This is a genomic window from Lentzea sp. NPDC092896, from assembly GCF_044754905.1.
GTDB lineage: Bacteria > Actinomycetota > Actinomycetes > Mycobacteriales > Pseudonocardiaceae > Lentzea.
Genome location: NZ_JBIVPX010000001.1, coordinates 1,238,305 through 1,255,145, shown reverse-complemented (window position 1 = coordinate 1,255,145; position 16,841 = coordinate 1,238,305). Strand labels below are relative to the sequence as shown.

Annotated in this window: 16 protein-coding genes; 12 read left to right on the top strand and 4 right to left on the bottom strand. The window is 70.1% G+C overall.

The genetic code is table 11. The features are described from left to right. Positions 1-37 precede the first annotated feature (37 nt). The gene (locus tag ACIQF0_RS05580) at positions 38-802 is read left to right on the top strand and encodes an alpha/beta fold hydrolase (RefSeq protein WP_401024798.1); all 765 of its coding nucleotides are present in this window, start codon (positions 38-40) and stop codon (positions 800-802) included. A 13-nt stretch (positions 803-815) separates the two neighbouring features. Beyond that, the gene (locus tag ACIQF0_RS05575) at positions 816-1,823 is read left to right on the top strand and encodes a hypothetical protein (protein ID WP_401024796.1); all 1,008 of its coding nucleotides are present in this window, start codon (positions 816-818) and stop codon (positions 1,821-1,823) included. On the opposite strand, the gene ACIQF0_RS05570 is transcribed toward ACIQF0_RS05575, so the two are convergent. Genes ACIQF0_RS05570 through ACIQF0_RS05560 form a run of 3 tightly spaced genes read right to left on the bottom strand, consistent with a single transcriptional unit; the run spans position 1,820 to position 6,401 of the window. Further along, positions 1,820-2,650: an oxygenase MpaB family protein gene (locus tag ACIQF0_RS05570; RefSeq protein ID WP_401024793.1), complete on the bottom strand. Its 831-nt coding sequence runs from the start codon at positions 2,648-2,650 to the stop codon at positions 1,820-1,822. The two genes, ACIQF0_RS05575 and ACIQF0_RS05570, sit on opposite strands and share 4 nt — an antisense overlap. After that, positions 2,650-3,495, bottom strand: a complete 846-nt coding sequence (locus tag ACIQF0_RS05565) for a DUF6461 domain-containing protein (protein WP_401024790.1) — start codon at positions 3,493-3,495, stop codon at positions 2,650-2,652. The genes ACIQF0_RS05570 and ACIQF0_RS05565 overlap by 1 nt, the downstream gene beginning before the upstream one ends. A gap of 44 nt (positions 3,496-3,539) precedes the next feature. Continuing rightward, positions 3,540-6,401 carry an alpha-L-fucosidase gene (locus ACIQF0_RS05560; RefSeq protein WP_401027711.1) on the bottom strand — a complete coding sequence of 954 codons (2,862 nt, stop codon included), beginning with the start codon at positions 6,399-6,401 and terminating at the stop codon, positions 3,540-3,542. A 193-nt stretch (positions 6,402-6,594) separates the two neighbouring features. Here ACIQF0_RS05560 and ACIQF0_RS05555 point away from each other — a divergent pair, with 193 nt between their 5' ends. Next, positions 6,595-7,461 carry a DUF4231 domain-containing protein gene (locus ACIQF0_RS05555; protein ID WP_401024788.1) on the top strand — a complete coding sequence of 289 codons (867 nt, stop codon included), beginning with the start codon at positions 6,595-6,597 and terminating at the stop codon, positions 7,459-7,461. A 16-nt stretch (positions 7,462-7,477) separates the two neighbouring features. On the opposite strand, the gene ACIQF0_RS05550 is transcribed toward ACIQF0_RS05555, so the two are convergent. Next, a complete protein-coding gene (locus ACIQF0_RS05550) occupies positions 7,478-7,864 on the bottom strand; it encodes a hypothetical protein (RefSeq protein WP_319973078.1) in 387 nt (128 codons plus the stop codon). Positions 7,865-7,894: 30 nt separating this feature from the next. Between ACIQF0_RS05550 and ACIQF0_RS05545 the strand changes: the two genes are divergently transcribed. The 9 genes from ACIQF0_RS05545 to ACIQF0_RS05505 are packed head-to-tail and all read left to right on the top strand — an operon-like array spanning position 7,895 to position 16,832. Next, the gene (locus ACIQF0_RS05545; protein ID WP_330277257.1) at positions 7,895-8,440 is read left to right on the top strand and encodes an XRE family transcriptional regulator; all 546 of its coding nucleotides are present in this window, start codon (positions 7,895-7,897) and stop codon (positions 8,438-8,440) included. 27 nt (positions 8,441-8,467) lie between these two features. Continuing rightward, a complete protein-coding gene (locus ACIQF0_RS05540) occupies positions 8,468-9,547 on the top strand; it encodes an NAD(P)/FAD-dependent oxidoreductase (protein ID WP_401024785.1) in 1,080 nt (359 codons plus the stop codon). Then, complete coding sequence (locus ACIQF0_RS05535) at positions 9,544-9,726, top strand: 2Fe-2S iron-sulfur cluster-binding protein (RefSeq protein WP_360033208.1); 183 nt, start codon at positions 9,544-9,546, stop codon at positions 9,724-9,726. Before ACIQF0_RS05540 ends, ACIQF0_RS05535 begins: the two co-directional genes overlap by 4 nt. Then, entirely contained in the window at positions 9,723-10,913 is a 1,191-nt protein-coding gene (locus ACIQF0_RS05530) for an FAD-dependent oxidoreductase (RefSeq protein WP_401024782.1), read from the top strand. The genes ACIQF0_RS05535 and ACIQF0_RS05530 overlap by 4 nt, the downstream gene beginning before the upstream one ends. Beyond that, a complete protein-coding gene (locus ACIQF0_RS05525) occupies positions 10,910-11,818 on the top strand; it encodes a dihydrodipicolinate synthase family protein (protein ID WP_401024780.1) in 909 nt (302 codons plus the stop codon). The genes ACIQF0_RS05530 and ACIQF0_RS05525 overlap by 4 nt, the downstream gene beginning before the upstream one ends. Beyond that, positions 11,815-12,807, top strand: a complete 993-nt coding sequence (locus ACIQF0_RS05520; RefSeq protein WP_401024777.1) for a proline racemase family protein — start codon at positions 11,815-11,817, stop codon at positions 12,805-12,807. Before ACIQF0_RS05525 ends, ACIQF0_RS05520 begins: the two co-directional genes overlap by 4 nt. A gap of 17 nt (positions 12,808-12,824) precedes the next feature. Next, on the top strand, positions 12,825-13,691 hold the full coding sequence (locus tag ACIQF0_RS05515; RefSeq protein WP_401024775.1) for a hypothetical protein: 867 nt from the start codon (positions 12,825-12,827) through the stop codon (positions 13,689-13,691). Then, positions 13,692-14,366: a hypothetical protein gene (locus ACIQF0_RS05510; RefSeq protein ID WP_401024773.1), complete on the top strand. Its 675-nt coding sequence runs from the start codon at positions 13,692-13,694 to the stop codon at positions 14,364-14,366. A 21-nt stretch (positions 14,367-14,387) separates the two neighbouring features. Further along, positions 14,388-16,832, top strand: coding sequence for an ABC transporter permease (locus ACIQF0_RS05505; RefSeq protein ID WP_401024771.1), 2,445 nt, complete (start codon positions 14,388-14,390; stop codon positions 16,830-16,832). The last annotated feature ends 9 nt before the right edge of the window (positions 16,833-16,841 follow it).

The following is a 16,841-nucleotide window of genomic DNA, read 5'->3' as shown; positions in this document are numbered from 1 at the left end:
CGCCAACGTTCCGAGACGCGCTACTAGACTTCTCGCCGTGCCCCACGCTCGTGCCGCCGACGGAACCAGGCTCTTCTACTCGGTCGAGGGCTCCGGGCCTGCGCTGCTGCTCATCGCGGGCCAGGCGAACTCGTCGAAGTGGTGGTCACAGGTCCGCGGGGACTTCTCCGCCCGGTTCACGACGATCGTCACCGACCACCGCGGAACCGGTTCCAGCGACAAGCCGGACGTCCCGTACAGCACGAGGATGTTCGCTGAGGACTGCGTGACGATCCTGGCCGACGCGGGCGTCGAGTCGGCCCACGTCTACGGCACGTCGATGGGCGGCCGGATCGCGCAGTGGCTCGCGGCCTCGCACGGCGACCGCGTCGACCGGCTCGTGCTGGGCTGCACCTCCCCCGGCGGCCCGCACGGCATCGAGCGCAGCGCCGAGGTGCGCAAGTCGTTGGCGCAGGTCGACCCGATGAAGGCGCGCAGGGCGTTGGAAGCGCTGATGTACACACCGGCCTACCGCGGCCCGTACAACACGCTGGGCGACCCGCAGATGCCGCCGCACGCGCGCAAGCGGCACCTCTTCGCGAGCGCCGAACACGACGCGTGGGACGTGCTGCCGTCGATCGCCGCACCGACGTTGGTCGTGCACGGCACCGAGGACATCTTCAACCCCACGGCCAACGCTCCCCTGATCACGGAGCGGATTCCCGGCGCGGTCATGCACCTGATCGAGGGAGCCCGACACGGTTACTTCGAGGAGTTCGCGAGCGAGGCGACGCCACTCGTGCTCGACTTCCTGGAGGCCTAGCTCTGGGGGATGTATGCGGAAAGCGCCTCTCGTTCTTCTCGTGTTGTCGTTCTTCGCCTTCCTGCCCGCTCCCGCCACCGCGGCCACCGAGCTGCCCGGCGGCAAGGCGTACTTCGTCGTGTCGCGCGGCTCGTTCAAGACGGGCACGTCCAACTGGATGCGCCTGAGCGACTACACGTTCACGACCGACGGCAAGGTGCGAGCGCGCACCTACCTGTGGCAGCAGGCGAAACCGGTCGCGCGTCAGGGCACCGGCACCACGCCCGACAGCTCGTGCTCGACCTCGTCTCCGACGTCTCCGCAGACCCTCGTGCGCTCCTGCCAGGTCATGACGGCCGGCGGCTTCACCTCGTCTCCGAACGAGTCGACGGCAGGCAACTACCGGTTGGACGGCGACCAGCTGCACATCACCTGGGAGGTGCCGGGCTGGAACGAGCAGTGGGCCGTCGTCCCGAGTCCCGACGCCACGCTCGCCAGGCTGGACTTCCAGTCCAACGCCCTGGCCACCGCCGGGTACGGCTACGGCAGCAACACCCCGCTGACCACCCGCCGCCAGATGGCGAGCGTGCAGTCGTTCCCGGGCAACCTGCGGCTGGAGTTCCACGGCTGGGACAAGGGCAACCCGGTCAGCAACGGCAGCGGATTCACCATCGGCCTGTACAGGACCTGCACCACCACCTCGTGGTGCCTCACCTACCGCCAGCCCGAGTCGGCCAACTCCTGCCAGGGCGGGAGCGGCTGCAAGGAGGGCGGGGACACCTCGATCCAGAACCACATCGTGCGCGTCTCGAACACCGACCGCCGCGACACGCACTGGCACTGGTGCAGCTGCCTGAGCATCAACTCGCAGGGCAAGGAGGAGTTCTGCTACAAGGGCAACTCCCACGTGAAGCCGATGCTGCAGATCCTCGACGACAACGGCCAGTTCCACGGCTGGGTGGGCGTCGAGGCCTCCTTCAGCCCGCAGAACAACCGCAACGACGACATGATCTCCGCGTTCCGCGTCGCCGACTTCCGCTAACCGGTCACCCACCGCAGGCCGCGCATCAACGCGTGACCGGCGAACCGCACCCCGGTGGCCTCCGCGATCGGCAGGTAGGGCAGCCGCAACGGCACCCGCGCCCACACCGGCAAGGTGGCGACCGCGGTGGAACTCAAGATCGCGTACGGCCCGCGCGCCAGCACCGGCAAGGGCGCCTTGAGCAGCAGGAACCTGGCCGCCTCCCGCGCCTCGGGCGTGCCTTTCAGCTCGGGCCGGTAGGAGTCGAGCGTCGCGTCGAGCTCGGCAGTGGTGCGCGGCGGGTCCGGAATGCCCATCGCGTCGGCGATGACGGCCATGTCGGCGACGTACCCGTCGTAGTCGTCGAGCGGCTTCTCGCCATAACGCTGGTGGCAGCGCAGGAAGCTGTCGACCTCGGCCACGTGCACCCATGCCAGCAGGTGCGGGTCGTCGGCGCGATACTGCCGCCCGTCCGCCGCCGTGCCGTGGATGTGCTGATGCACGCGCCCGAGCCGTTCGACGGCCTTGAGCGCGTCCTGGGTCGTGCCATACGTGGTGACGCCGACGAACAGACTCGTGCGCTGCAACCGCCCCCACGGGTCGGTGAGGTAGTCGGAGTGCTGCGCGACCGCCGCCATCGCCAGCGGGTGCAACGACTGCAGCAGCAACGCCCGCAGCCCGCCGATGAACATGGCGTGATCAGCGTGGACGTGCCGGATCGGCCGGTCGTCGGCGAACAGGCGCGGACCGGGCGAGTCGTGGATCCGGCGTGCGTGTTTCGCCCGCTCCGGACCCGCGACCTTCTCGAACAGGCTCTCGCTCAGCTGCCGCCGCAGTGCCTCCAGCATCACTCCATGATGCGCGCCGGTCGCTGAGAAAGCCGCACCCACAGCTCAGGAGAGGTGAACGCGCGGTTGTCCGTCGGCCGCAGCCCTGCGTACGCCAGGCAGAACGCGGCCGGTTCGTCCTGGTAGAGGTGCGCCAGCAACACGTCGTCAGCCGTCGCCTGCTCGTCCACCCCGTTGCCGACCTGCAGGTCGGCATCATCGCCGTCGCCGTCGCGGTAGACGGTGCCCTGGTTGCCGCCCTTGGGGTTGGCGTACATGCCGATCGCGACGGTGCCCGCGGACAACCGCTCGAGCACGTCCAGCCCCGCCGCCGAGTAGCCCCAGAGCTGCATCAGCACGCACCCGCCGGGCACGCTCGTCACGCCGACCACGGTCTCCTCGTCGAGCAGGTCGGTCCGCCAGTCCTCGAGCCGCTCGTAGGTCACCTCGACGGGCTCCGCCTCCAGCCTGTCCAACGCGGTCCGCGCGTCGATGCCCGCGACGCACGCCAGGCTGTAGCCGTCGTCGCGGGGAAGGCCGCCGAGCACCGCCACGAGCCGGTCGCGTTCCTCCACGGCGGCACGTTCCTCCGGCGTGAGGTCTTCCTCGGTCGGAAGCGGGTGCTCCGTGGTGAGGCTGAGCCGCGCCGGCGACCAGCCGTACATCATCGAACGCGCCGGATCCGCACCCGCGGCGAGCAGGACCTGGACGTTCTCCGGCCGGCTCGCGTGCACCGCACGCCACAACGCGGTGCGCTCCTCGTCCATCGCGTCGACGTCGTCCGCCTGAGCGATCAGCGCCGCGACCTCCTGCGCCGACTCGAACTCCGCGGCCCAGTGCAACTCGGAAAGCCAGTCGTCCCCCATGGAACGGCACCCTACCGAGGCGGAGTGCCGTTCCAGCAGGGAGATCAGGCGAGTGCGATCTGGTCCAGATCGGGGGCGCCAGCGCCGTCGTTGCCGAACCTGATGGTGTTGGCGCCGGCGTTCAGCGGCACCGGGATCTCGGCCACGTGAGGCGTGTTGTTGCCGACCCCGTCGAGCTTGACCTCGACCGGCGCGCCGCCGTTCACGGAGACGAAGTACGAGCGCGGCCCGTTCACCGTGAACTGGATGAACAGCTTGTAGGAGCGCGTTTCCGGCACGGTCACACCGGGGAAGGTCACCGACGCGTCCGCGCTGCCGCCGATGTTGCGCACCTTCTCCGCGCCCGAGCACGGGCCGCAGCTCGTCAGGCCGGTGCTGCCGAACTGGTTCGCCGAGTCCTCGGCCTCGCGCACGAACACACGATCAGCCGGCCGGGTGCGCACCGGCACAGACCCGGAGACCTCGCGGTCGGAGCCGAGCAGCTGGAACGAGGCGACGACGGGAATGCTGACCGAACCCACGTCGGCCGGCGAGGTCGCGGTCCAGGTGCCTTCCAGCAGACCGGCCAGGCGCATCGACGGACGTGTGGCCGGCGCACCGGTCAGCGTCCAGCCCGCGGGCAGGACCGGGGCGAGGGACACGTTGTCGATCTGGTCGTCGGCGTCGAGGCGCAGCCGTGCGGTGATCTTCACGGACTGCTGTCCGGGCGCGACCCATTGCACGCCATGGGGTTCCACGGTCAGGGTCGTCTTCGGCGTGTAGTTCGACGGCGGCAGCCCGCCCACCGAGATCCGGTCCAGGCCGAGCTCGCCGGTGCCGGACACCTTCACCGTGTTGCGGCCCGCGTTCAACGGCACCGCGACCGACGTCGGGTCCGGCACGTCCGCTCGATCACGCGGCACCGCGACGGAAACCGGTGCCGCGCCGTTCACGGAGACCGACACGACCGAGGACTCGGCGGCCGTCAGGTCGAGCCGGAGGCTGTAAGTACCAGCCGTGCCAACGGAAACATCGCGGAAGGTCACAGCGCCGCGTTCGCCGAGCCCGACCACCTGCCGCGTGCCGGAGCAGGCCGCGCAGAACTCGCCGTGCGCCGAACCCGACCGCGACGCGTCCTCGGCCTCCAAGGCGCCCGGCACACCGCGCGGATAGCTGTGGCCGACGCGGATCTCGTCGATCTTCAGTTGCTTGAAGTACACGGGAGCCTGCGGCCCGCCCCAGGTGTTCAGCACGGTCAGCTTCAGGAACCGGGCCTCCTGCGACCCGATGTCGATGAACTGCGTTCCGCGCGCCGAAGGCAACGCACCGCTGCGCACGTGCCACCAGGAGCGGCCGTCAACAGACGCGGTCAGCTGATAGTCCTTGATGCGCGAGGAATCCTCCGGCCGCCCGAACGACACGCGGGCATGCGTGGGCGACGACTCGCGCTGGTTGATCGCGAGGAACGCGGCCGCGCGACGACGCCCGAGGTCCAGAGAGATCGAGACGGGCTGAGCGGCGCCGGCGTCCCAGTACGTCTCATAGCTGCCGTCCGTCAGATTCGACGCCGGGAAGCCGCCGGAGGATGACGTCGCCGACGCCTTCACGCCGGTGTAGAAGCCTTGCTGCCCAGCGGTTTCCACGGCGAACACCGTGTCGTACTCGTCCCACGCCGTGATGCCCTGGATCGTCAGAAAACCGGCCGATTGCGAGAAGCGCATCCGCGCGCCGGTCCGCAGATCACGAACAGAAGTAACGCGATATCCGTTGTCCCGCAATCGAACGAAGTCGGCACGCGGCCGGGTGACGACGTGGACGTACTGCTTGCCGCTGGCGGGATTGATGGTGATCACGCCGTGGGCGCCGTCGTTCCAGAACCCCGGCTGCATGCCGCCGTACATGTACCCGGCGCCCTCGACGCCCTGGATCGACTCGCGGATCGGCGGCACCCACGAGGCCATGAAGTTGTTGTAGGTCTCCTGCTGCGCGGGCATCCTGCCGTTCACCATCGGCGTCTCGGCCATCAGCGACTTGATCGACGAGCCCGCGTTGGTGATGTAGCGGCCGGTGTTCAGGCGCGTGTCGACGGCGTGGTTTCCGCCGTCGTACCACCAGTCCCCCGTGGTGGGCAGCTTGTAGCAGGCCTCGGACAGGCGCGGCATCGGCGTGAACGTCGCCGCCGGGTAGTCGTAGGACGGGAACATGCCGGTCTTCTGCTCGTTCGAGACCGTGTCCATGATCGGCGTGTCCTCGTTGTTGTTGCTCAGCAACCAGGTGGGCCGCAGCTGCCGGACCTGCTCGTAGAGCTTGTTGCGCTCCCAGTACTCGTTGTCGTTGTCGATCCAGAAGCCGGCGAGGTCGTCGTAGTTCTTCATCACCTCGAAGAACAGGTCGTAGCTGTACTTGCCGAAACCCTCGCGCGTGGTCAGGTCGACCTGCTCGCCGCGATAGGCGGAGTAGGCGGCCGAGTCGAGCATCTGCACGCCCTGCTCGCTGTGCCACTGCGGGTCGTCGGTCATGTAGAGGACGACCTTGACGCCCTTGGCCTTGCCCGCACGGACGAGTTCGCCGAGCAGATCGCGTTCGGTGGCACAGCTTCCGGGGATCTTCGAAGGCCACGGCCGCGCGTAGCCCAGCCGTGAGTGGAACGTCGCCAGCACGACGTAGGAGGCGCCGAGCTTGCGGGCCTCGTCGATCCAGTAGCCGGGGGTCCACCCGCCACCGGTGACGTCGCGCTCCCACTCGGCGCAGTTCAGGTGCTTCGGGGCGGTGAACATGCCCCAGTGCAGGAACAACCCGGCGGTCGACTGCCGCAGCCACTCCTGTCTCGGATGCTGCACCTCGGCCTGAGCGGCGCCTGGGGTGAGCAGACCTGCGAGCAACGCGGCCACCACAGCCGCGCACCAACGACGTAGTCCCATGACCATCGCCTTCTCGTCCGGGGCGGCGGCGAGAAGATCCGATGATTGCAACCGGAACCAGACGGGTCAAGGCCCATTCGCCCACCAAACGCGAAGACTCATCGGAGCAATCCATGATCCAGCGCATGGTCAGCCGCCGCCGTGATAATCAGGCGTTTGGCTGCGCACGATCAACTTCGGCCATCGAGGACGGAACCGGATGAACGACGAGCACCTGCCCGGCTTCTACCACGACGCGGAGGCGGTCTCCCGGCTCGGACAGCGGCTCACCCTGCTGTTCAGCCGGGTGCGGCTGATCGGCGCGGTGGTCGCGGCGGTGGGCGGTGCGTTCAAGTGGCAGATCGGCGGCGGGGTCGACGTCTGGGCGTGGGTGGCGCTGGGCGGGTTCCTCATCGCGCTGTTCGGCGAGCTGCTGCTGTGGGTGATGCACCCGGAGCTGAAGTGGAACGCGGGCCGCACCGTCGCCGAACGCGTGAAGTCGCTGGCCTGGCGCTACGCCGTGGCGGGTGACCCGTTCCACCGCATCGTCCAGAACCCGCGTGAGGAACTGGAGCTCGCCATCGCCGACGCGGTGCGGGAACACCGCAGGGAGGTCATGCTGACCAGCGCGAACGACAACGGCGAACGGGTCATGACCGAACTGCGCACCGCCTCGTTCGACGAGCGCAGGACCGCCTACCGCGAGGCCCGCGTCCAGCCGCAGGTGCAGTGGTACCGCGACCGGTCCGCGATGAACGAGACCCGCGCGAACGTGTTCCGCGTCCTGATGATCGTCGGTGAGCTCGTCGCGATCGTCTTCGCCATCCTGCGCATCAACGGCGTCTGGGACGTCGACCTGTCCGGCGTGATGGCCGCGGCCGTCGCGGGCGGCGCGGCCTGGATCGGCCTGCGGCAGTACGAGAACCTCAGGGTCACCTACGCGGCCGCGGCCGGTGAGCTCGCGGACATCTACCACCGGCTCCCCCACGTGCGGGAGAGCGACTGGGCCGCGGTGGTAGCCGAGACCGAGGCCGTGATCGGCAAGGAGCACGCCGCCTGGCTCGCGTCGCGGCCCAGCGCGACCTGAGCCAGGCGGAACGCCGTCAGCTCAGCGCTTCGACGACCTTGGTGACCATCGCCCGTTCCGCGGCGGCCACCTCGCCGTCCGCGCCCGCCACCGAGCGGCACATCTCCGACACGGCGGCGCGGAAGATCGCGACGTCCCGCGGTTCGTGGGCGTTGATGATCGCCACCGAGTCCCGTAGCGCGGCCAGCACACCCGACTCCACATCGGACGCCGAGCCCTTCGGCAACGAGGGCGGCGCGGCGGCGATGATGGCGCGCAGGTCGTCCGTGAGCAGGGTGATGGCCCTGACGCCCGCCTGGCTCTCCTCGTCGACCGAGCCGGGGTCCGCAGTGGACACCAGCACCATGGCACCGAAAACGGCCGTGCGGAGGGTCTGCCCCTCCGCCTCCGTGTACGCAGTCATGGGCGCAAGCCTATGCAACGATCAGTGGCTATGAGTGCGGGTCAGGTGCTTGGCGCCAACATCAGGGCGTTCCGGGAGCAGCGCGGGCTGTCGCTGTCGGAGCTCGCGCGGCGGTCGTCCATCGCCAAGGGCACGCTGTCGCAACTGGAGAGCGGCGCCGGCAACCCGACGATCGAGACAGTGTTCAGTTTGTCGAACGCTCTGGATGTGCCAGTGTCGGAACTGGTGACCGCGCGGACGCCGCCGGAGGTCGTGCTGGTGCGCGCCCGCGACGTCGAGGTGCTCAGCAGCAACGCCGTCGACCTGCGGCTGATGCGGCGGATGGACATCGGGGACACCGTGCTGGAGATCTACGACCAGCGCGTCCGGCCCGGCGCCACACAGACCAGCGAAGGACACCCCGGCAAGGAACACGTGCTGGTCACGAGCGGTCAGCTGCGCGTGGGACCGGCGGACGAACCGTACGAACTGGGCCCCGGCGACTACGTCTGCTTCCCCGGCTCGATGCCGCACTCGTACGAGACCGTCGACGGTGAGGTCAGCTCGGTACTGGTGCTGGAGTACCCGAAGCACTAACGTTCATTCTATTGAACGGAGGTGGCGATGCAGCCGGACGTCGTGGTCATGGGCGCGGGCATCATCGGGGCGGCGTGCGCGCAGGCCCTGAAGGCACGCGGGCTCCGCGTTGTCGTCGTCGACCGCCACGGACCGGCGTCGGGCACCAGCGCGGCCGGTGAGGGCAACGTCCTGGTCAGCGACAAGGAACCCGGCCCGGAACTCGACCTGGCCCGGGCGAGTCGCGACCTCTGGCCGGAGCTGGCGGAGGACGCCGAATGGGAGGAAAAGGGCGGACTGGTCGTCGCCACGACTCCCGAGGCGGTCGTGCCGCTGCAGTCCTTCGCCGCGAAGCAACGGGCCGCGGGCGTCGACGCCTGCGAGATCAGCACCGCCGACGCGCTGACCCACGAGCCGCACCTCAACCCGGAGATCACCGCCGCCGTCCACTACCTCCAGGACGCGCAGCTCAACCCGGTCAAGGCGACCCGAAGCCTGCTGCGCGGCATCGAGGTCAGACGCGCCGAGGTGTCCACAGCGGACGGCCGCGGCGTCACCACCCCGGACGGCGTGATCAGCTGCGGCGCGGTCGTGAACGCCACCGGCCCGTGGGCGAGGAACTTCGGCGTCAACGTGCTGCCCCGGCGCGGCGTGGTGCTGGTGACCACGCCGATCCCCGGCACCATCCGGCACAAGGTCTACGACGCGGACTACGTCGGCGCGGTCGCGAGCGGCGACGCGGACCTGCAGACGTCCGGCGTCGTCGAGTCGACCCAGGCCGGCACCGTGCTGATCGGGTCGAGCCGCCAGCGCAAGGGCTTCGACGACACGATCGAGAGCAGGGTGCTCAAAGCGTTGGCGCTCAAGGCGATCGCGCTCTTCCCGATGCTGACGAACGTCCCGGTCATGCGCGCGTACGGCGGTTTCCGCCCGTACGCGCCGGACCATCTGCCGATCATCGGCGAGGACCCCCGCACGCCCGGCCTGTGGCACGCCACGGGTCACGAGGGCGCGGGCGTCGGTCTCGCCCCGGCGACCGGGCTGCTGCTCGCGCAACTGCTCACCGGCGAGTCCCCGCTGGTCGATCCCCACCCGTTCCGCGTGGACCGGCCGGAGGTGATGGTGTGAAGGTGACGTTCAACGGGCTGCCGCGCGAGGTCGCGCACGTCGCGGAGTTGTTGCCCGGCAGGTTCTTCTGCGGCATCGGCGTGTGCTTCGGCTGCGTCGCGGAGATCAACGGCGTGCCCGAGGTCCGCGCGTGCCGCCACCCGTTGCGCGACGGCGACGTGATCAGGACGACGTCATGAGGGTCGTGGTCGTGGGAGCGGGACCGGCCGGGATGGCCGCCGCGCGGACCGCCGCCGACGCGGGCGCCGAGGTCGTGCTGGTCGACTCGGAACCGGACGCGGGTGGGCAGTACCTGCGCGGGAGGGCCAAGTTCGAGCACAGCGGGGTCACGCACCTCAGGAACACCGAGGCCTGGCTGGTGGAGGGCAACACCCTTCATCTGCGCGGGCCGCGGCAACTGCGGTTCGGCTCGCTGGTCATCGCCACCGGCGCCTACGACCGGCCGCTCCCCTTCCCCGGCTGGGACGGTCCCGGCGTGATCACCGCGGGCGCCGCCCAGGCACTCGCGAAGCAGGGCGTCACGCTGGCCGAACGCGTGATCGTCGCGGGCACCGGCCCGTTCCTGCTGCCGGTCGCGACCGCGCTGCAGGACCTCGGCGCCACGCTCGTCGGCGTCTACGAGGCCTCCTCCCCCACCAGGTGGCTCCGAGAGGCCAGGGCGATCGCCGCGAACCGGCACAAGATCGGTGAACTCGCGAGCTACCGGAAAGTGCTGCCACGCCTGGAAACCCGCACCGCCGTGATCGCCAAGCACGGTGACCGAGTGACCGTCGCGAAGCTCGACGGCCAGTGGCGTCCGGTCAGCCACCGCACCGTGCAGGCCGACCTCGTCTGCATCGGCTACGGCTTCCTGCCCCGCACCGACCTGCTGCCGAACGCGAGCCGCACCAACGACTTCTACGACGTCGACGACCACCAGCGGACGTCGGTCGAGCACGTCTACGCGGCCGGTGAGGTCACCGGCATCGGTGGCGCCGACCTCGCCGAGGCCGAAGGCGTCATCGCCGGAGCCGCAGCGGCAGGACAGAAACCGCCCACGAAGGCCCTGGAAGCCGTGCGCAAGGGCCGTTTGTTCGCCCAGGCCCTCTCCAGAGCGCACGCCGTGCAACCGGGCTGGCAGACGTGGCTGGACCCGGACACCACCGTGTGCCGGTGCGAAAAGGTCAGCCTCGAAGACCTCACCGACGCGACCAGCATGCGCGAACTGAAGCTCACCTGCCGCGTCGCGATGGGTCGCTGCCAGGGCCGCATCTGCGCCCGCAACGCCGCCGAACTGACCGGTGTCCCGTTCGACGGCCAACGCCGCGTGATCGCGGTCCCGATCCCCCTAGGCGAACTGGCCACTCTTCCAGAGGAGACACAGTGACTGATCATTCTGGGACGGAACGCCTCGACGGCGTCATCGTCGCCACCGCGCTCCCCTACGCGGAGGATCCCAGCGCCCCGGCCGGACTGCGCCCCGACCTCGACAAGTTCGCCGAGCACTGCCGGTGGGTCGTCGAGAACGGCTGCCGCGGCGTCGGCCCGAACGGTTCGCTGGGCGAGTACTCGTCGCTGACCGACGCGGAACGCCGTGAGGTCGCCCAGACCGCCATCGCCGCGGTCAAGGGCCGGGGAATCGCGGTCATCGGCGTGCACGGCGTGGGCGCCCACCAGGCCCGGCACTGGGCCGAACTGGCCGCCGAGGACGGCGCGGACGGCGTGCTGTGCCTGCCGCCGACGATGTACCGGGCCAACCGCGGCGAGGTCGTGCACCACTTCCGCGAGGTCGCGAAGGCCGGGCTGCCGATCATGGTCTACAACAACCCGATCGACACCAAGGTCGACCTGACGCCCGATCTGCTCGCCGAGATCGGCCAGATCGAGAACGTCGTGGCGGTCAAGGAGTTCTCCGGCGACGTCCGGCGCGTGCTGGAGATCCGCGCGGCCGCCCCGCACCTCACCGTCGTGGCGGGCGCCGACGACGTCGTGCTGGAGAGCCTGCTGATGGGCGCGACGGGCTGGTTCGCGGGCTACCCCAACGTGTTCCCCGCCGAGTCCACCCAGCTCTTCACCCTCGCGCTGGAAGGCAAGCTCGACGAGGCCAGGACGCTCTACGAAAAGCTCGTGCCGGCGTTCCGCTGGGACTCGCGCACCGAGTTCGTGCAGGCCATCAAGCGTTCGATGGACTACGTCGGCCGCTACGGCGGTCCCTGCCGTCCCCCGCGCGGCCCGCTGAGCCCCGAGCAGCTCGCCCAGGTCGACGCCGACATGAAGCTGGCGACGTCGTGAGGTTCGCCAAGTACTTCAGCGCCGTCGACTCGCACACCGAGGGCATGCCGACGCGGGTCATCACCGGTGGCGTCGGCGTGATCCCCGGCGAGACCATGGCCGAGAAGCGGCTGAACTTCGTCAAGAACCACGACCACATCCGGAAACTGCTGGTGAACGAGCCGCGCGGGCACGCGGCCATGAGCGGCGCGATCCTGCAGCCGCCGACCCGCCAGGACGCGGACTGGGGCGTGCTGTTCATCGAGGTCTCGGGCCTGCTGCCGATGTGCGGGCACGGCACGATCGGCGTCGCGACGGTGCTGGTCGAGACCGGCATGGTCGAGTTGACAGAACCTGTCACGACCGTGCGCCTGGACACCCCGGCCGGGCTGGTGCTCGCCGACTACGACACCCGCACGAAGCTCGTGACGATTCGCAACGTCCCGGCGTACGCGCACGAGCTGGACGCCGTCGTCACCGTGCCCGGACTCGGCGAAGTGCGCTACGACATGGCGTACGGCGGCAACTTCTACGCGATCGTGCCCCTCGCGGACCTGGGCATCCCGTTCGACCGCGTGGAAAAGGAACGGATCCTGGCCGCCGGTCTGTCCATCATGGACGAAATCAACTCGGTGAACCGGCCGGTGCACCCGGTGGACCCGTCGATCGGCGGGTGCAAGCACGTCCAGTTCACCGCACCCGGCCAGGACGGCGCCGACGCGCGCAACGCGATGGCGATCCACCCCGGCTGGTTCGACCGATCACCCTGCGGCACAGGCACTTGCGCCCGAATGGCCCAGTTGCACGCACGAGGCCTGCTCGGAATCGGTGAAGACTTCGTGAACGAGTCGTTCATCGGGACGAGGTTCATCGGCCGGCTGCTGGAAGAGGTCCGGCTAGGTGACCGCACGGCCGTCGTGCCCACAGTGGCCGGTCGGGCCTGGATCACTGGCATGGGTCAATATCTGCTGGACGAGACCGATCCGTTTCCTGAGGGGTTCGCGTTGTAGTCACTAGAGTCATGCGCGTGACAACGACGCCCAGTCTGGAAGCGCTGCTGCGCATCGGACCGTTCCACTCGGCACTGCGCGCGGCCATCCGCCGGCGTGGCCTGACGCTGGAACGGCTGCGGCTACGCCTGGCACAACAGGACGTGGCGGTGGCGTTGTCCACGCTGAGCGACTGGCAGCAGGGCCGGGTGCGGCCGAACTCCCCGAAGTCGCTCAGGGCCGTCTCGGTGCTGGAAGAGCTGCTGGAGGTGCCGCCCCACGCGCTGCGGACCCTGCTCGAGCACACCGGCCCGAGCGGCTGGCCGGACGTCGTGCCCGGCATGATGCCCGGCTTCAACGCGAACGACCTGGAGATCCTCTCCCGGCACGACAGGGTGTTCGTGGACGCCGCCCGGCACGCGTCCCGCGTCGACGCGCAGGTGGTCGTCCGGGCACGCCGTGACGGCGTCGACCGCTTCTACGCGCACTACTTCTGCGACGACTCGGTGGAGACGGCGGAGGTGCGGCAGGAGCCCGTCCGCAACTGCCGTCTCGGCCGGTCCACGCGGAACGAGACCGAGCGCGTGGTCGTGGACGAGCTGCTGTTCGACAAGCCGTTGCTGGAAGGCGAGACCTGGGTCTTCGAGTACACCGCGCACGACCCGACGCGGCTGGACAGCATCGAGTACGCGCACGGCGTGCGGTGCTTCCTCGCGCAGAGCCTGATCGAGGTGCACTTCGACCCGGCCGCGCCGCCCGTCGACCCGCACGTCTACCTCCAGGACTGGGAGGAGCCGCAACCGCACCGGACGATCGACCTGGAACCCGACCACACGAACTCCGTGCACCACTTCGAGACTGATGTGTCGGTGAACTGGGTAGGTATCCGCTGGAGGTGGGCGTAGATGATCACTACCGACTTCGTGCCCGGAGCGCCTGCCTGGCTCGATCTGGGCACGTCCGACGAGGCCGCCGCGGCGGAGTTCTACGGGCGTGTGCTCGGCTGGGGCTACCAGCCGCTCGACACCCCGGGCACCGGCGTGTTCACCCACGCGGGCCTGACGGTCGCGGGGCAGGTGCCCTCGCAGTCCGGTTCGTGGACCGTCCACTTCGCCGCGTCCGGCGCGGAACCGGCGGCCGACGTCCGGCTGACCGATCCGCACGGCGGCGAGTTCGGCGTGTGGCAGGCGGGAGAACGCCCAGGGATCGGCGCGGTGTCGATCCCCGGATCGCTGACCTGGCTCGAACTCCACTCCCCCGCGCCCAGCGCGTCCGCGGCCTTCTACCGGTCGCTGTTCTCGTGGGAGATCGAACTGATTCCGGGGGCGCCCGGCCAGTTCCTGCGGCCGGCGGGCGCGGGAGCCGGGCGGCTGTTCGGCGCGATCGTCGCGGACACGCAGGCGTTCTGGCTGCCCTACTTCGAGGTCGCCGATGTGGATCAGGCCGCGGCCTCCGCCCCGGTGCTGCTCGCACCCCACGACCTGGACGGGGTCGGCCGGATCGCGGTGCTCGTCGACCCCTTCGGAGCGCGGTTCGGGGTCATGCGTTCCGTTACCGTCGAAAACCTCCCAAATTCCTGAGTCGCCGGTTAGCGTGCGCAGGTGCAGTTGCCGTGGAGAGCCGCGCCCAGGGCCGCGCTGTCGAGTCCGCTCACGTTGCTGGTGAGCATCGCGACGACGTTGCTGCTGGGCTTCGTGGTGGCCGCGGCCGCACTGCACTCCTCCGCCGCGGGCAGTGCCGCTCTCGCCTACCAGCAGGGCCGGATGTGCCCGCATTCCGTGCATCCGTCGCTGGACGGGGAAGGGCTCGCGTTGCCGGCCGCCGTCTCGATGGCGGCGCGCGGCGATCTCGGCGCCGCCTACACGCGGATCGGCCGGCCTGATTTCAACGGGCTCGCGACCTACGGCCGGTTCGGCTACCGGCCGGACGCGCTGACGCACCTGACCGTGGTGCAGGGCGGTGGCACCGGGCTTTGGGTGCCGCAGACGATCGCCACGGCCGCTCGCGTGAAGGTCGGCGACCGGCTGACCGGGTCGTCGCTGGTGGTGTCCGCGATCTACGCCGACCTCGCGCAGCCCGTGTCCGGGTGGTGGTGTTCCGAGGCGAAGACCGTGGTGCCGAACCCGTTGGGCGGTGACGGCGCCAGCACGTCGGTGATCTGGGTGGCCTCCTCCTCGGACCTCGCCCTGCTGCCGCCGGAGTTCGCGGCGGGCGCCACGGTGTCGCTGCGCTTCCCCACCGAGCCGCCGGCGACGCTCGCCGAGGCGGAAACGCTGCGGGACGACGGCAACGCGCGGCTGGCGGCGCTCGGGCTGCCGCTGACGCGGACCGACCTGCTGTCCGGCGCGATCACGGCGGCACGGACCTCGGAGCGCAACGTCTCGTCCGCGCTGCTGCCGTTGGTGATCATCAGCGTGCTGGTCGGGCTCGCGGGCGTGGGCACCGTGACCGTGCAGTGGGCGCAGCGCCGGCATTCCGAGCTGCGGCTGCTGTGGGTGCGCGGGGCGAGTCCGTTGTCCCTGGGTCTCCGCGGCGTGCTGGAGCTGGGGTTGCCGCTGGTCCTGGGCGGTCTGCTCGGGCTGGTGGCCGCGCGACTGCTGTTGCCGTTGTACGCGCCCGGGGTCGTGCTGGCGTCCGGAACGCTCTGGGTGGCGCTGGGTTTCGTGCTGGCCGTGGTGGTGCTGAGCCTGGCGGTGACCGTGCTGGTGGCGGCCCGGCGAGCGCACCGGACGTTCCAGGCCCGGGCCCGGACGCGGCGGCTTTCGCTGGTGCCGTGGGAACTGGTCGTCGCCGGACTGGCCGTGCTGGCGTGGGTTCGCCTGTCCCACAACGGGTTGGGCACGGCGCTGAAGTCGGGCACGCTGCCGCGCGTCGACGTGGCCGCGCTGGCGTTCCCGCTGCTCGTGGTGCTGGCGGCGGCGTTGCTCGCGACCCGGCTGCTGCGGTGGTCACTGGGCTGGTCGCACCACGTGCGGTGGTGGCGGGTGCCGGCCGCCCAACTCGCGGTGCGCCGCCTGGCCGCGGCCACCGGTCCCGTGACCGGTGTGCTGCTCGTGGGTGTGCTGGCGGTCGGCACCATCGCCGTCGGCAGCGCGGTGGCGGGCGCTCAGCAGTCGGCGCTGGACTCGAAGTCGGGCGTGTTCGTCGGCGCCAACAGCACGGTCCAGGTGTCGCAGGACATCGCGCTCGGCCGGGTCGCGCTGCCGTCCTCGTTGCGGGGCAACACCACTCTCGTCGGCGTGAGCACGGGTGCGTTGGTCGTGGACCCCGCGACGTTCACCGACGCCGCCGTTCTGAACGACGCCGCCTCGGTGCGTTCGCTGCTCTCGGGGTTGCGGCGGGACGGTGAGATCGCGCAGGCCGTGCGCATCGGCCGTTCGGCGAACCAGGAGATCCAGGTCCCCGGCCTGCCGTTGCTCAAGCCCGTGGCGTCGCTGCCGTCGTTCCCGAAGCTCGGCACGCGCGGCTACGTGGTCGCCCGCGACTCGGTGCCCGCCGCCGAACAGGTCGGCTCGTGGCACCTGTGGTCGTCGCTTCCGTTGTCCGCCTTGACTTCCGCGCTGCAGGCCGAGGGCATCCACTACACGAACGTCGCCGACCGCAACCGTGTGCTGGACGGCCTGCCGTTCCTGACCGTCGAGTGGACGTTCGGCTTCGTGGCGGCGATCGGCGTGGTCCTGGCCGTGGTCGCCGCCGTGGCACTGCTGCTGGCCGTCGAGGTCCGCCGCCGGCAGAACGCCGTCTCCGGCGCGCTGTCGACCCGCATGGGCATGCGCCCGTCCGTGCTGTGGTCGAGTCATCTCCTGGAAGTGGGCGTGCTGGCGTTGCTGGCACTGGGCATCGGCTCGGTGGCCTCGTTCATGAGCGCGGGAGCGGCCGTACCGCGCCTGGATCCCGCGCCGTGGCTGAACCCGGCCCCGATGCTGCCGGACCTGCTGCCGTTGCTGACTTCTATGGTGACGTGCGGCGCCCTGGTGGTCGTCGTGGCGGCCTGGCTCGCGTTGCGCGGTGTGCGCACCGCACGGATGGGAGAACTGCTCAGGTGATTCGCGCTT

Excerpts from the sequence above, each read along its gene's own strand:
- ACIQF0_RS05530 (WP_401024782.1), top strand. The coding sequence starts at position 9,723 with ATGAGGGTCGTGGTCGTGGGAGCGGGACCGGCCGGGATGGCCGCCGCG.
- ACIQF0_RS05570 (WP_401024793.1), bottom strand. The coding sequence starts at position 2,650 with ATGCTGGAGGCACTGCGGCGGCAGCTGAGCGAGAGCCTGTTCGAGAAG.
- ACIQF0_RS05550 (WP_319973078.1), bottom strand. The coding sequence starts at position 7,864 with ATGACTGCGTACACGGAGGCGGAGGGGCAGACCCTCCGCACGGCCGTT.
- ACIQF0_RS05555 (WP_401024788.1), top strand. The coding sequence starts at position 6,595 with ATGAACGACGAGCACCTGCCCGGCTTCTACCACGACGCGGAGGCGGTC.
- ACIQF0_RS05545 (WP_330277257.1), top strand. The coding sequence starts at position 7,895 with ATGAGTGCGGGTCAGGTGCTTGGCGCCAACATCAGGGCGTTCCGGGAG.
- ACIQF0_RS05510 (WP_401024773.1), top strand. The coding sequence starts at position 13,692 with ATGATCACTACCGACTTCGTGCCCGGAGCGCCTGCCTGGCTCGATCTG.
- ACIQF0_RS05565 (WP_401024790.1), bottom strand. The coding sequence starts at position 3,495 with ATGGGGGACGACTGGCTTTCCGAGTTGCACTGGGCCGCGGAGTTCGAG.
- ACIQF0_RS05560 (WP_401027711.1), bottom strand. The coding sequence starts at position 6,401 with ATGGTCATGGGACTACGTCGTTGGTGCGCGGCTGTGGTGGCCGCGTTG.
- ACIQF0_RS05575 (WP_401024796.1), top strand. The coding sequence starts at position 816 with ATGCGGAAAGCGCCTCTCGTTCTTCTCGTGTTGTCGTTCTTCGCCTTC.
- ACIQF0_RS05540 (WP_401024785.1), top strand. The coding sequence starts at position 8,468 with ATGCAGCCGGACGTCGTGGTCATGGGCGCGGGCATCATCGGGGCGGCG.